The organism is Aliiroseovarius subalbicans, assembly GCF_022678625.1.
In the GTDB taxonomy this organism is placed as follows: Bacteria; Pseudomonadota; Alphaproteobacteria; order Rhodobacterales; family Rhodobacteraceae; genus Aliiroseovarius_A; species Aliiroseovarius_A subalbicans.
In genome coordinates this window covers 42,465-56,212 of sequence record NZ_JALBYQ010000006.1, presented here as the reverse complement: position 1 = coordinate 56,212, position 13,748 = coordinate 42,465, and the positions used below count along the sequence as shown (strand labels likewise).

The 13,748-nt window shown below is 55.1% G+C and carries 13 protein-coding genes; 1 reads left to right on the top strand and 12 read right to left on the bottom strand.

Features of this window, described 5'->3' with window-relative positions; translation table 11 throughout:
• From MN188_RS16130 to gabT, 3 genes are all read right to left on the bottom strand, one after another.
• A complete protein-coding gene (locus MN188_RS16130; protein WP_242110301.1) occupies positions 1–1,431 on the bottom strand; it encodes an aldehyde dehydrogenase family protein in 1,431 nt (476 codons plus the stop codon).
• An 80-nt stretch (positions 1,432–1,511) separates the two neighbouring features.
• Entirely contained in the window at positions 1,512–2,726 is a 1,215-nt protein-coding gene (locus MN188_RS16125; protein ID WP_242110299.1) for an acyl-CoA dehydrogenase, read from the bottom strand.
• A 12-nt stretch (positions 2,727–2,738) separates the two neighbouring features.
• Positions 2,739–4,043, bottom strand: coding sequence for a 4-aminobutyrate--2-oxoglutarate transaminase (gabT, locus tag MN188_RS16120; RefSeq protein ID WP_242110297.1), 1,305 nt, complete (start codon positions 4,041–4,043; stop codon positions 2,739–2,741).
• 131 nt (positions 4,044–4,174) lie between these two features.
• On the opposite strand from gabT, the gene MN188_RS16115 reads away from it, so the two are divergent.
• Positions 4,175–4,756, top strand: a complete 582-nt coding sequence (locus MN188_RS16115; RefSeq protein ID WP_338023254.1) for a cupin domain-containing protein — start codon at positions 4,175–4,177, stop codon at positions 4,754–4,756.
• Between the two features lie 481 nt (positions 4,757–5,237).
• Here the strand turns inward: MN188_RS16115 and MN188_RS16110 are convergent, their stop codons facing one another.
• The 9 genes from MN188_RS16110 to MN188_RS16070 form a co-directional block, all read right to left on the bottom strand.
• Positions 5,238–6,425, bottom strand: a complete 1,188-nt coding sequence (locus tag MN188_RS16110; protein WP_242110295.1) for a UxaA family hydrolase — start codon at positions 6,423–6,425, stop codon at positions 5,238–5,240.
• Positions 6,418–6,735 carry a UxaA family hydrolase gene (locus MN188_RS16105; protein WP_242110294.1) on the bottom strand — a complete coding sequence of 106 codons (318 nt, stop codon included), beginning with the start codon at positions 6,733–6,735 and terminating at the stop codon, positions 6,418–6,420. The genes MN188_RS16110 and MN188_RS16105 overlap by 8 nt, the downstream gene beginning before the upstream one ends.
• An 11-nt stretch (positions 6,736–6,746) precedes the next feature.
• Positions 6,747–7,853 (bottom strand): enolase C-terminal domain-like protein, encoded by a 1,107-nt coding sequence (locus MN188_RS16100; RefSeq protein WP_242110293.1) that lies wholly within the window; start codon positions 7,851–7,853, stop codon positions 6,747–6,749.
• A gap of 105 nt (positions 7,854–7,958) precedes the next feature.
• On the bottom strand, positions 7,959–8,288 hold the full coding sequence (locus MN188_RS16095; protein ID WP_242110292.1) for an L-rhamnose mutarotase: 330 nt from the start codon (positions 8,286–8,288) through the stop codon (positions 7,959–7,961).
• 9 nt (positions 8,289–8,297) lie between these two features.
• Complete coding sequence (locus tag MN188_RS16090) at positions 8,298–9,407, bottom strand: mandelate racemase/muconate lactonizing enzyme family protein (RefSeq protein ID WP_242110291.1); 1,110 nt, start codon at positions 9,405–9,407, stop codon at positions 8,298–8,300.
• A 4-nt stretch (positions 9,408–9,411) separates the two neighbouring features.
• Positions 9,412–10,503 carry an ABC transporter ATP-binding protein gene (locus tag MN188_RS16085; RefSeq protein ID WP_242110290.1) on the bottom strand — a complete coding sequence of 364 codons (1,092 nt, stop codon included), beginning with the start codon at positions 10,501–10,503 and terminating at the stop codon, positions 9,412–9,414.
• Positions 10,504–10,506: 3 nt separating this feature from the next.
• On the bottom strand, positions 10,507–11,301 hold the full coding sequence (locus MN188_RS16080; protein ID WP_242110369.1) for a carbohydrate ABC transporter permease: 795 nt from the start codon (positions 11,299–11,301) through the stop codon (positions 10,507–10,509).
• A gap of 50 nt (positions 11,302–11,351) precedes the next feature.
• Positions 11,352–12,191, bottom strand: coding sequence for a carbohydrate ABC transporter permease (locus tag MN188_RS16075; RefSeq protein WP_242110289.1), 840 nt, complete (start codon positions 12,189–12,191; stop codon positions 11,352–11,354).
• 176 nt (positions 12,192–12,367) lie between these two features.
• Positions 12,368–13,684 (bottom strand): ABC transporter substrate-binding protein, encoded by a 1,317-nt coding sequence (locus tag MN188_RS16070; RefSeq protein WP_242110288.1) that lies wholly within the window; start codon positions 13,682–13,684, stop codon positions 12,368–12,370.
• Positions 13,685–13,748: the final 64 nt, after the last annotated feature.

The following is a 13,748-nucleotide window of genomic DNA, read 5'->3' as shown; positions in this document are numbered from 1 at the left end:
TTAACCCGCAAAGCTATAGGCGGTTTTGACGTCGGTATAGAATTCGGCCGCATAGCGCCCTTGTTCCCGAGATCCCATAGACGACCCTTTGCGTCCGCCAAAGGGAACGTGATAATCCACGCCCGCCGTCGGAAGGTTGACCATCACCATACCTGCCTGGCTGCGGCGCTTGAATTCGCACGCGTGCTTCAGGCTGGCCGTACAGATGCCAGAGCTAAGGCCAAACTCGGTATCGTTGGCCACCGCCAGTGCTTCGTCAAAATCGGCGACTTTGATGACAGACGCGCAGGGTCCAAAAATCTCTTCGCGCGAAGACCGCATGTCGTTGGTTGCGTTCACGAACATGGCTGGGGATTGGAAGAAACCGTCCGTCGCTAGTGTCAGCTGTTCACCACCAATCACCTCGGCGCCTTCGCCGCGTGCGATATCGACGTAGTTCAAATTGTTCTTCAACTGCTTGTCTGACACGACCGGGCCAATCTGCGTGGCTGCATCTAACGGATTGCCAACAGTCAAAGCTGCCATTTCTGCCGACAAACGGTCAACAAAGGCATCATGAATGCCAGATTGAACAATAATCCGGCTTGAGGCCGTACACCGTTGACCCGTCGAAAAGAATGCGCCGTTCAACACCGTTGGCACGGCAGTATCCAGGTCGGCATCATCCATGACAACCATCGGGTTCTTGCCACCCATTTCCAACTGGATCTTTTTCATGCCTTGAGCTGCCTGAACCGCCATGGCGCGACCAACCGGCACAGAGCCTGTGAACGAAACTGCATCCACCTCGGGGTGACTGACGATAGCGTCACCAACGACAGAACCGCGCCCCATAACCAGATTGAAGACTCCCGCCGGACAGCCGGACTCGTGGATGATCTCTGCCAGTGCATGCGCACTGGCCGGGGTCAGATCCGCAGGCTTGAAGACTACGGTATTCCCGTAGGCCAAAGCAGGCGCAATTTTCCAGGCCGGGATTGCGATGGGGAAATTCCAAGGCGTGATCAAGCCAACAACGCCTACCGGCTCGCGTACCACATCCACGTCAACGTCCGGGCGGACGGATGCGATTACATCACCAGCAACACGGATCGCTTCGCCGGCGAAGAACCGGAAAATTTGCGCTGCGCGCACCGTCTCGCCAATGGCTTCCGGCAGGGTCTTGCCTTCTTCGCGGGCCAGAATGCGTCCGATCTCATCTTTGCTGGCGAACAGCTTTTGTGCCACGGCCTCCAGAAAATCCGAACGCAGCTGAGGAGACGCCGTGGCCCATGCCGGACTGGCGGCCCGTGCGGCTCGTGCTGCTTGATCCACTTGACCTGCGGATGCGCGTGTGAACCGGCCCACGATGTCCGAAGTGTCAGCGGGGTTGATATTGTCGGCCGCGTCCGTGCCCTCGGTCCAGGCACCGTTGATGAGATTCAGTTTCATTGGATTTCCCTAGTGATAGTTCCAAGGCCAACAAAGGCCTCGGTCACGTGTCGTTTCAATCTGCCCGTACAGGCACAGGTTTAAAAGAATGCCTGCAATCCGGTCTGCGCGCGCCCGAGGATCAGGGCGTGCACGTCATGGGTGCCCTCATAGGTGTTGACCGTTTCCAGGTTCACCATGTGGCGGATTACATTAAACTCGAGGCTGATCCCGTTCCCGCCATGCATGTCGCGCGCGTGCCGGGCAATTTCCAAGGCCTTGCCGCAATTGTTACGTTTGATCATCGACACCATCTCGGGTGCGGCATTGGCTTCATCCATCAAGCGACCCACGCGCAGCGCCGCCTGAAGACCCAGCGAAATCTCAGTTTGCATGTTTGCCAGCTTCAATTGAAACAGCTGCGTTTGCGCGAGCGGTTTATTGAACTGCTTTCGGTCCAACCCGTATTGACGCGCTGCATGCCAGCACGCCTCGGCCGCGCCCATAGCACCCCAGGCAATGCCAAAGCGCGCTCGGTTCAGACAGCCGAACGGGCCTTTCAGTCCTTCGACGTTCGGAAGAAGTGCGTCCTCGCCCACCTCAACGCCATCCATAACGATTTCGCCCGTGATCGACGCGCGCAGGCTGGCCTTTCCCTCGATCTTTGGCGCACTCAGGCCCTTGGTTCCCTTGTCCAGGACAAAACCACGGATCTTGCCGTCATGCGCGTCCGACTTAGCCCAGACGACAAAAACATCGGCAATCGGGGAATTCGAAATCCACATTTTGGATCCGTTCAGCACATAGCCGCCATCGGTCTTCTTCGCTGTGGTTTTCATGCCAGCAGGATCACTGCCCGCATCCGGTTCGGTCAGGCCAAAACACCCGATCCACTCGCCGCTTGCCAGCTTTGGAAGGTATTTCTGGCGCTGCTCTTCCGAGCCATATGCATAGATCGGATACATCACCAAAGAGGACTGGACAGACATCATCGAACGATAGCCCGAATCCACCCGCTCAACTTCGCGTGCAACGAGACCGTACCCGACATAATTGCCGCCCAATCCACCGTATTCTTCCGGGATGGTCGTGCCCAAGAGGCCCATTTCACCCATCTCGCGGAAGATTTCCGGGTCTGTGGATTCTGTCGCATAAGCCTGTGTGATGCGCGGCTGCAACTTTTCCTGTGCGTAGGCAAAGGCCGAGTCGCGGACCATGCGCTCATCTTCTTCCAGTTGGCTGTCCAAAAGGAACGGGTCTTCCCAGTTAAAAGTGCCCAATTCGGGGCGGCTTTGAGGCGAGATATCTTTAGCCATAGTGTGTTTTCCTTACTCGGCCGCGATGGAAACAGCGTTCACAGCCGCTTCGATCGAGGATTCCAGTATGTCCAGGGCTTCATCCAGGTGTGCCTGAGGGGTTGTCAGGGGTGGCAATAGGCGTACAGCGTTTGCACGCGTACCACATAGCAGGATGATCAGACCCCGCGCTTCGGCCTCGGCCACGATGGCTTGGGTCAACGCAGGATCGGGGTTGTTGCTGTCCCGATCAGTGACAAGTTCAAAGGCGACCATTGCGCCCAATCCACGGACGTCACCGATGGCATCCATGCCTTGACGGTCCGCAACGGTGTCGAGGCGGGCCTTGATCTGGTCTCCGATCTCTGTCGCACGCGCACAAAGATCTTCTTCATCGATCACATCCAGAACCGCGTTAGCTGCTGCGACGGCAAGTGGGTTCCCGGCATAGGTGCCGCCGATGCCGCCTACTGGGGCGGCATCGACAACCTCGGCCCGTCCGGTTACGGCTGAGAGCGGAAACCCCCCGGCCAGACCTTTCGCCATGACGACCAAATCGGCAGCCACATCTGCGTGTTCGATTGCAAACATCTTGCCGGTTCTCGCGATCCCGGTCTGAACTTCGTCAGCGATCAACAGAATTCCATGGTCGTCGCAAAGCTTGCGCAGTGCGCGCAAAAACTCGGGCTGCGCAACGTTAAAGCCACCTTCACCTTGCACTGGCTCAATGATCATCGCGGCAACACGCTCAGGGTCGATGGAACTCTTGAACATATTGTCGAGAATAGAGAGCGATTGCTCAACAGTTACCCCATGGAACTCGTTCGGGAAGGGGGCGTGAAGGATTTCCGGCGGCATTGCGCCAAACGCCTTCTTGTACGGGTTTACCTTCCCGCACAGTGCCATGCCCATCAGGGTCCGGCCATGGAACGCGCCGGAAAATGCAATGATGCCCGACCGGCCAGTATAGGCCCGCGCCATTTTAACGGCGTTCTCGACCGCTTCGGCGCCGGTTGTGACCATCATGGTCTTTTTCTCAAAATCGCCAGGCGTAGCGGCATTCAGTCGTTCCGCCAGCGCGATATATCCTTCGTAAGGCGCAACGTGAAAACAGGTATGGGTAAACTGCTCTGCCTGGAGCGCAACCGCCACCATCACCTTTGGATGGCGGTGACCGGTATTGTTCACAGCGATGCCCGCCGCGAAATCGATAAAGCGTTTTCCGTCCGCATCCCACAATTCTGCATTTTCTGCGCGGGCTGCATAAATCCCGCGAGTCGCGACACCGTTTGCAACGGCTTTGCTACGGCGTGTTTTCAGGGCTTCTGTGTTGCTCACGGCTTAGTTCTCCATGGTGTCGCTTCGAATATGCTGCATATAATGCTCAAAATACTGAGCATTGCTAGCAGAAAGTTGCCTAGATGCTGAAAACTCGTTACGACTGCAGGGCAGATAGGCGGAGAAAAATCGTGAACGAAGAGTTCAATGTGGGCGAAAGACTCAAGCAAATAAGGGTTCAGTTCGGCATTTCACAAAGGCAGTTAGCGGAGGCTGCGGGCGTGCCGCACGGCCAGATTTCGATGATTGAAACGAACAAGAGCAGCCCCTCTGTTGCCAGTTTGCGCAAAATACTGGGTGGGTTGGGCGTCACGATGTCCGAGTTTTTTGAGCCAGATTCGGCTAATCCTGGCCAATACTTCTTTACACCTTCAGAACTCCGAGATTTGACGTCGCTGCTTTACCAGTCAAATGACAGGGCTTTGGAGAAGATAACGATCAAGCAGGTTGGTGACGCCAAACTGCACGGCCTACAGGTTCTGCATGAGTGTTATGAACCCGGCGCTGATACAGGCGAAACGATGATTGAGCATGAGGCGAATGAGGGCGGCATCGTTGTGACTGGTGAAATTGAAATCACGGTTGGGACTGAAACCAAAATACTGAAGGCAGGCGACGCCTATCTGTTCAACTCTCGCGAGCCTCACCGCTTCCGCAATATCTCAGATCGTCCCGCAGTAATGATATCAGCGTGTACGCCACCTTATCTGTAATCACATTGAAAACCTGAGCGCAGTCTGGTGTCTTGCGTTGTAAGAGTCAGATTTTATGTGATCTTTTAGTTGTTGTGTTCAAGGGTGCTCATGTCCGAGCGTCCAAGGTCGGATTACATTTCAAACAGGATGTGGTCATACTGTCCATTGTCAGAGTTTTTGGAACCAAAGGTGTCCTAAACTAAGAGAGTTCGGCTCATCTGGTTGGTTTGATTATGCGGCGCGTTGTCTGTGATGCAAGCGCCGCGCTTCGAGCGTCTTTTGTTTGATCCTAGTTGGGATGCCGAATTTGCAGTAAGGTATCCTATTTGTGGAGGTTCAATGGCTTCTAGTAGGAGTCACTGCAAAAAAGTGATATTATTATTTGGTTCGTGCGAACTTTAAAGGAACGTCTGCGTTTTCAGGCGTCCTTTTGGTCTTGCACTGTTTCTCTTTCTTTCAGGACGATCGCGGCAAGAACCGCTTCTCCTCACTGAGCATCCTATCGTGGTAGGCACGCAGGCCCGATCGGTTCAAAGATTTTATAGGTCAGAATGAACTCGGCATGGCCAAGTTCTTCTGAGCAGGTTTGCTTGCCAGAAGAGACCGATAGGACCTGCTCGTAGATTTCCTCGCCGATCTCTGACAAAGACGTACCGTTCAGAATGCGGCCGGCATTAATATCCATATCATCGGCAAGGTTGTTATAGGTTTCTGGGTTCGCGCATATCTTGATGACCGGGGAAACTGCATTGCCAACGACAGATCCTCGACCCGTCACAAACAAGGTCAGGTGAGCACCACAGGCTGCCATTTCTACGATCTCTGCATTGTCGTTCACATTTGGGAATCCGTAGCGGACTTCGCCATCCGGAACGACATCAAGCAGAAAAAGCCCACCGGACGGTGGGGTATCACCCGGCTTGATCAACCCGCGAATCTGTGCCGAGCCGGACTTGGCATAGGCCCCCATCGACTTCTCTTCGATTGTCGTGAGACCACCTTCGGCATTGCCGGCCGCAAAGCTGCCAAAGCCAAGCGTGGCATAGTAGCGTGCGGCCTTTACAACGGATTGTTCGAGCTCTACCGCCAATTCGGGCGTTGAAGCGCGCGCCGCCATGATGTGCTCGCACCCAATCAACTCGCCGGTTTCCTCAAAGATACATGCAGCACCTTCAGCCCCCAGCCGGTCGAAGGCAAGCCCGACAGCTGGGTTCCCTGTGATCCCACTGGTGCCGTCAGACCCGCCACAAACCGTGCCGATGATCAACTCACTCACATCCATAGGGACCCGTGTAGCGCTCGCCATAGCGCCGACTTGCTCGCCAACAAAGCGGCGTCCGAGGTCAATCGATTTGCGCGTCCCGCCTGATTTCTGAATGACAATAGACTGAACTGGTCGACCGCTATCCTTGATTGCTTTTTCAAGCTGAAACCGATTAAAGCTTTCGCACCCTAACGAGACCAACAATACAGCGCCGATGTTGGGGTGAGTACAAAGCCGCTCCATCATCGTTTGCGCATATTCATTCGGGAAACATCCGGGAAAACCGATGACCTGTGCGCCCTGATCCCGATGCGGCAGTACAATCTCGTTTGCAACATGGCGCGCGCATTCCACGAGGTAGGCTACAGCAACATAGTTGCGGATGCCTTTTTTGCCGTCTTGTCTTGCAAAACCCTCAAGCATCGTTCACCCCTCCCGCGGTTTCTTCCAACAAATGGGTGGCTGTATAGTCGCTTCTCAGGTTGTGCACATGCACATGCTCTCCGGCTGCAATATCTTGGGTCGCGGACCCGATTGAGACACCGTATTTGATGACCTTGTCGCCCTTGGAAATCGGGTAGCGGGCAACTTTGTGGCCAAGTGTCACCGCTGATGCCACCTCAACAACCGCACCATCAGGGCCGTATGCCTTGCCTCGCGCTATGGCTTCAAGCGCAACGAAAACACTGTCGTGTTCAGAAAGAAGCAGCAGGTTTGGGTTTGGATCTGACACCAAGACGTCTCCTAACATGCCATGATCGTGGCGTTATCTATCATGCCCCAATCCAGATCGCGCCCCAGACCCGGAGTTTGCGGCACATGGGCTATCCCGTTCTTGATTGGGAGCGGTTCGGTCAGGCCAAAGGCGAACTCCTTCACAGGTGCCAATAGCTCCAGATAGCTGCAATTCTTAATCGCCGCACAGAGATGCATATTGACCATCTCAAGCGGATGAAAGATGGCCGTGTGGATCTCGCAATTCATTCCAAAACTCTCGGCCATGTGGGCCGTTTTCAAAACAGACGTGATCCCGCCGGACCAACTGACATCAGCGCGCACCACATCAACGACGCGATCTGCGATGCATTGGGCCACCGAATAGGGGTGTTTGGCCAAAGTTTCCGTGCCGACAACCGGAATATCAAGGCTGTCGCTGAGGGCCTTCAATGCCGGGATGTTTTCATCCTGCATCGGCTCTTCGAACCAGAGATAGTCCAGATCCTCAAGGCGACGGCCATAGCGCAGTGCTTCAGGGTAGGTCATAAAGGCGACCGGGTCGCTCATCAGGCCGAAATCTTCGACAGCGTCGCGACAGGCGGCATGGATATCCAGATCCTCATCTATGGAGTTGCCGGGTGGATGCAGCTTATACGCCGCGTATCCAGCGGCCTTGGCGGCTTGGGCTTCGGATACATAAAGCGCGGGATCGGTGTGAAACATCGAACTCAGGTAAACTGGAACCTGATCACGAAATCCGCCGATATATTTCCACAGGGGCTGTCCGGCCTGTTGCGCCGCCAAAAGCCACAAGCAGCAATCGATTGGCCCCCAAATATAGATCGGCAGCAAGCTCCAGAACCGGTCCTGTTTGCGAAAATCATGCCACAGTGCCTCGCGGTCACGCGGATCTCGATCCTTAAGGAACGGGGCGAGCGAAGCGGCCAAATGGGCAGATCCTTCGGCGCTCGCCCCGGCAAAGCCAAACATGCTGGCGGATTGCCCGCAGGTAGTGGCCACGGTGTATACAAGGAATTCAAGCCCGTCGCGCCGTGCCACGCCACTCAACTGGTCACCGGCAGCAACATCGCTGTCTGTTTTGCAGGCGCGTATCTCCAATGTTGCAATACGCATTAGCGACGTCCGTATTTCGGAGAAGATTGCCTTGCTTCGCAGCCACCCATGTTTGCGGCGTGCCGCTTGCCGGAATGGCAGGTTTCGAGCTGCGGATGAGGCGCCTCAGTCATGGTGAAACACCTCCTCCATCATGGCCCACATTTCTCCTTCGGCGACGTTTTGCAACGGTGTCTGACAGGGATCCGTCAGCGCCCACCATTCTTGCGTTTTGGGATGTGTGGCCATGCGCGCGGCGTCGGCTGCAAAATTGTCGCCGTGGTATTCCCAGTAACCAAAAAGCAGGTTTTCAGGCTCTTTCAGGTAGATCGAGTAATTGCGGATGCCGCATTTGCTGATCTGGTCCAAAACCTCGGGCCAGGCATTAGCGTGCAGCTCTTTGTATTCCGTCACTTTTTCGGGCTTTAGTCCGATCACCATTGCCATACGTTTCATGTACGCCCCCTATGCGTTGAAGGTGATTGGGGCCATGACAGCACCGATGGCTATTGCATCCCAATCCCAGTTAATCCCGAGCCCTGCGTCAGCCGATGGTCGTGCACGTCCATTTTCAATGGTCACACCTTCGCTTGTAATCAGATCCAGCTGTGGGATGAATTCGAGCCAGGGTGCATTTTGCACTGCACAGACAAGGCTTATATGAAGCTCCATCAGGAAATGCGGGCAGATCGCCACGTTATGCGCCTCGGCAAGATGCGCGATTTTGAGCCATGGAGTAATGCCGCCGACCCGCGCCACATCGGCCTGGACAATCGAACAGGCACCTGCGCGCAAATAATCCTTGAATTGCGACAGTGAATACATGCTTTCTCCGACTGCGATTGGCACCGGGCTTTGCGCGGCCAGTAGCGCATGTGCACTCAGATCATCGGCTGGCAAGGGTTCCTCAAACCAGGCGACACCGACTTCACCCAAAACCTGCGCGCGGCGGCTGGCTTCTGACAGGTTAAACGACTGGTTGGCGTCGGTCATGATTTCATAGCCGGGTCCAACGGCTTCGCGCAGGGCAATCAGCCGAGCGCGGTCTTCGCTGAGATGGGCGCGCCCAACCTTGATTTTCGAGCCCAAAAACCCTTTTTCCTGCATCGCAAGAGCGTCATCAATCAGCGCGTCGGCCTCGATGTGAAGCCATCCGCCTTCAGTGGTATAAAGTGGCACATCTTCTTTCGCGCCACCTGCCATCACGGACAAGGGCAGACCCGCTCGCTTACAGCGCAAATCCCACAGTGCCGTATCAATAGCTGCCATCGCCAGAGATGTAATTGCCCCCACAGCCGTGGCGTGGGTTGCGAATAACATGTCGTTCCAAATCGCCTGAATACGATCAGCGTCACGCCCCAGCAGAAGTGGTGAAAGAGTATGTTCCAGCAAGGCAACCACCGACGGCCCACCTGTGCCGATTGTGTAAGAATATCCTACGCCAACCGCGCCGTCCGCATCGGTAATCCGGACAATGGGGGTTTCCTGGCTCAAGAAACTCTGGATCGCATCGACCCGCCGCACCTTTGGCTTGAGGTCAACCATCATGATTTCGACATGGGTGATCTTTGCCATGAGTTTACTCCCTCAGGTTCTTGGTGCTGCTGGCATCAAAAATGTGACATTTCTCCAGGTGCAGCTCGCAGGTCAAAACCTCGCCTTCGTTGACAGGCCGCGGGTTATGCATTCGCGCCTGAATTTCCTTACCACCCAATGTTGATAGCAGAATGGATTCCGATCCCAGCGGCTCGGCAAAGTCGATTTTGAGATCCAGATCGGTCACGACCCCGCTTTCAGCAAGCGTATGCCCCTTTGGCATCAACACATCGGCACGAAACCCGAATACAACCTGACGCCCATCGGCCAACTTACCCGTGAAATCCGGTGGCACAGGTAGGCGATTGCCATCGCTAAACACCACATGGTCCGCCTCGATATGGCCATTGATCAAGTTCATCGGCGGAGATCCGATAAAGGCCGCGACGAAGGTGTCCACCGGGCGCTCGAACACATCCAGAGGAGTGCCAACCTGCACAATATGGCCATCCTTCATGATCACGATCCGATCGGCCAAGGTCATTGCCTCGACCTGATCGTGGGTCACGTAGACGATCGTGGTTTTGATTTTCTGATGCAACTTCTTGATCTCGACCCGCATCTGGGTACGCAGCTTGGCATCCAGGTTGGACAGCGGTTCATCGAACAAAAAGACATCCGGGTGGCGCACGATTGCGCGCCCCATGGCAACCCGTTGGCGTTGTCCGCCGGACAATTCCGCCGGGGTGCGCTCCAACAGATCGCCCAATCCCAAGATCTCCGCGGCGTTGGCGACTGCGGCACTGATCTCGGCACCGGACTTGCCTGCGATCTTCAAACTGAAACCCAGGTTTTCACTAACCGTCATATGCGGATAAAGTGCGTAGTTCTGGAACACCATCGAGATGTTGCGCTTGCGTGGTGGCAGGTTGTTCACCACGGTTTCGCCAATCTTGATCTCGCCGTCCGAAATCTCTTCGAGCCCAGCAATCATTCGCAGGGTGGTGGATTTCCCGCAGCCCGATGGGCCAACCAGCACCACAAATTCATTGTGGGCGATCTCTAGGTCAATGCCGTGCACAACTTCGACGCTGCCATAGCGTTTGACCACATTTGTAAGCTTAACTTCAGCCATTTCTTACCCTTTGACGCCGCCGAACGTGAGGCCGGCAATAAGGTGCTTTTGCACAAGGAAAGTGAGAATGAGAGCGGGGATAATGATGATCACGGCCATGGCGCACATGCCCGCCCAATCGATGGTGAATTGCGCTGTGAAGTCCATCAGCCCGACCGGCAGGGTTTTGCTGTCTGTGGACCGGGTCAGCTGGCTTGCCAACGCGTATTCATTCCATGAGGTGAGGAAGGCAAAAATCCCGGCACTTGCAATCCCGGATTTTGCCAACGGAAACTCGATCTTCCAGAATGCCTGCCAGCGGGTACAACCATCAATCTGCGCAGCCTCGTTCAGGTCGTTGGGGACCTGGCGGAAGAAGCCTTCGGTCAGCCATACGGTGAAAGGCACGTTGATAGCTGTATAGACAAGGATCACGCCGAATTTGGTGTCGATGATCCCGAGCCTGCTCCAGATGATGAAGATCGGCAGAGAAAGCGCGATGCCCGGCACTGTGCGTGACAACATCAGCCACAGGAACGTGCTGCTTTTGCCCGGAAATTGATACCGCGCAAAGGCATAGCCGCCGGTCATGCCAATCAGCAATGCAAGAAACGTCGACGTCACCGAGATCACCAGAGAATTTCGGAAATAGCTGCTGACCGGAACACCAATAACGTTTTCGCCGAACCCAAAAATGGCTCTGAAATTGTCGAGAGTCAGATTCTGCGGGATCCAGATTGCCGGTTTGGTCAGGATTTCCCCGTTGGTTCGGAACGCAGACAGGATGATCCACAGACCGGGCATGCAGATAATCAGCATCACCGTGAATGTCAGCAGCCAGATCAGAACGGTCTTCGTGCGGGTGGGCATCAGAACGCTCCCAGGTGTTTGCGGGCATCCATCAGTTTTCTGAAGAAGTACCAGGTGAAAAAGATCGACAGCAGGATCGAGGCGTAGGCCATGGCATTGGCACGCCCCATCCGGGCATCGTCGTAAGCGGTGCGTGCGATCAGCGTCCACAGCAGTTCCGTGCGTTGAGCAGGTCCGCCGCCAGTCATCACGTCCACCACGTCATAGGCTCGTGCCACATCCAATGACCGGATGGTCATCGCGATAAAAATAAACGGCATCAGGAAAGGCAGAGTGATGTGGCGAAACACTTGCCAGTTTGAACAGCCATCTACCCGCGCGGCCTCAATTGGGTCCTTGGGCATGGCGAACAACCCGGCAAGGATAAGGATCGCAAAGATCGATGTACTCATCCAGATCTCGGCAAAAGAGATTGAAAAGAATGCCAGCCAGCGATCAACCAAAAACGGGATGGCAAATTCCGTCAACCCCAACGACTGAAGGGCATTATTGACCAACCCGATCGTGTCATTGAACACGTATTTGAACTGAAAACCCACCAGAATGGGCGAGAACATCATCGGGAACATCATGATGGTGCGCAATGTGCGCTGGCCCCAGGTGATTTTGTTCACCAAAAGTGCCAGCCCCAGCCCAAAAAGAAGTTCAAGGTTCAAGGCCACCGTCAGGAATAAAATCGTGCGCCCGAAGGCAACCCAGAAATCCCAATCAGCCAGAAGGCGCTGGTAGTTACGCAGCCCGATCCAGTCCCACAGGGTGTCCGGGCGGATCAATCTGTAGTTGGTGAAACTGGTGTAGAAGGAAAACATGAGCGGCAACAGGACGACCACAAGGATCACCAGTATGGACGGTGCAATCAAAGCCAGAGGAACAGCATGATCCCTGATTGCTCGCGAGAATTTCGACATGGCGATACATTTCCAATACAGGAGCAGGAAGCGAATTCAGATGAAGCGCGAATGATGGTTTCGGCCCACCCCGCCAGTAGCGGAATGGGCGAACTTCATTCCTTGGACTAGTTGTAGCCCGCGTCTTCCATCACTTCGGAAACCTCTTTGGCCGCCTTGTCCAGCGCTTCCTGAGCCGTAACATCGCCCAAAATCGCGGCTTGCAATTGTGGCCACAGTGCGTTGGAAACTTCACCCCATTCGGCGATCAGAGGCGGTGTGAACGCGTGATCCGCCATTGATTGCCCCCAGATGTCGAACACTTCGACCATGAATGCGTTGCCATCTGCCTTGAACTCGGCAATCACGTCCGTCCAGACTTGTGTCCGCGTCGGCAGCAAGCCCGCGCGCGCCTCAATCATCTGAGCGTTTTGACTTGTCAGGAATGTCACCAGACTGGCCGCCGCGTCTTTGTTGTCGCAAGCTTTGGTGATCGAGAACGTATGCGAGCCCGACCAACCGGTCCGCTTGCCGCTTGATCCCTTAGGAGCCAATGCCACACCGACGTCGCCGCCGATTTTGCTGTCACTGCCGTTGAAGTACGCAGCCCAACCAGCCCAATCCAGGTCATAGGCAACAGCGCCCGCGGCAAATCCAAGCCCAAGGTCATCCCAGACATAGTTGGTTGTTCCAGCCGGAACCGCCTTCGCCTGATAAAGATCAACAAACCAATTCAGGGCGCGAACGCCTTCTTCGCTGTTGAAGGTTGGCTTCCAGTTGTCATCGAACAAAACGCCGCCTTCTGCGACCAGCATTTCATAGAAGCGCCCAGTGATACCTTCATCCTTGCCGGCAAAATGGGTGCCATAGCGGTCAGGTGCATCAGTGAAAAACTTGGCCTGATCGCTGGCCTGCGCCCATGTCTCCGGGGGTGTAAGCGCATAGCCGTATTCTTTTTCGAACGCCGCCTTGTTGGCCTCGTCTTCGTAGAGCGACTTCACATAGAACATGTTGGACACGTCCGAGTGGCGCGGCAGCGAGAACAGATCTCCACTCACCGTCGCGTGGCTGATCACAAGCGGCGAAAACGCGGCAATTGTGTCGGCATCAATCAGACCGTCCAGCGGCTGTGTCATCACATCATATTGCGGCGCAAAATTTGTGTGATTTGAAAAGACGCAATAGTCGATATTGCCAGCGGCAATGTCCTGCTTCATCTCACGGTCCAGCTCAAAGTGACTTTTTCGAGAGAGAATCTCGACCTTTGCGCCGGTGGCCGCCTCCCACTCGGGAATCAACGTGTAGAGCGGCTCGTATTGCGCGCCACCGATCAGCTTAACTCGCAGCGTGTAATCCTCAAAGCTGCCGTAATCTTGCGCACTTGCTGCACCTGAAAGGACGATTGCCACCGTGGTGGCCAGCCCTGTTTTCGTGAAATTTCGCATGGTTTCCTCCCGATCGCGATCTCGCATATTCATATTTGAGATGATGCTTTATTGGTGAATATTT

Excerpts from the sequence above, each read along its gene's own strand:
- MN188_RS16130 (WP_242110301.1), bottom strand. The coding sequence starts at position 1,431 with ATGAAACTGAATCTCATCAACGGTGCCTGGACCGAGGGCACGGACGCG.
- MN188_RS16125 (WP_242110299.1), bottom strand. The coding sequence starts at position 2,726 with ATGGCTAAAGATATCTCGCCTCAAAGCCGCCCCGAATTGGGCACTTTT.
- MN188_RS16110 (WP_242110295.1), bottom strand. The coding sequence starts at position 6,425 with ATGCTTGAGGGTTTTGCAAGACAAGACGGCAAAAAAGGCATCCGCAAC.
- MN188_RS16100 (WP_242110293.1), bottom strand. The coding sequence starts at position 7,853 with ATGCGTATTGCAACATTGGAGATACGCGCCTGCAAAACAGACAGCGAT.
- MN188_RS16095 (WP_242110292.1), bottom strand. The coding sequence starts at position 8,288 with ATGAAACGTATGGCAATGGTGATCGGACTAAAGCCCGAAAAAGTGACG.
- MN188_RS16090 (WP_242110291.1), bottom strand. The coding sequence starts at position 9,407 with ATGGCAAAGATCACCCATGTCGAAATCATGATGGTTGACCTCAAGCCA.
- MN188_RS16085 (WP_242110290.1), bottom strand. The coding sequence starts at position 10,503 with ATGGCTGAAGTTAAGCTTACAAATGTGGTCAAACGCTATGGCAGCGTC.
- MN188_RS16080 (WP_242110369.1), bottom strand. The coding sequence starts at position 11,301 with ATGCTGATTATCTGCATGCCCGGTCTGTGGATCATCCTGTCTGCGTTC.
- MN188_RS16070 (WP_242110288.1), bottom strand. The coding sequence starts at position 13,684 with ATGCGAAATTTCACGAAAACAGGGCTGGCCACCACGGTGGCAATCGTC.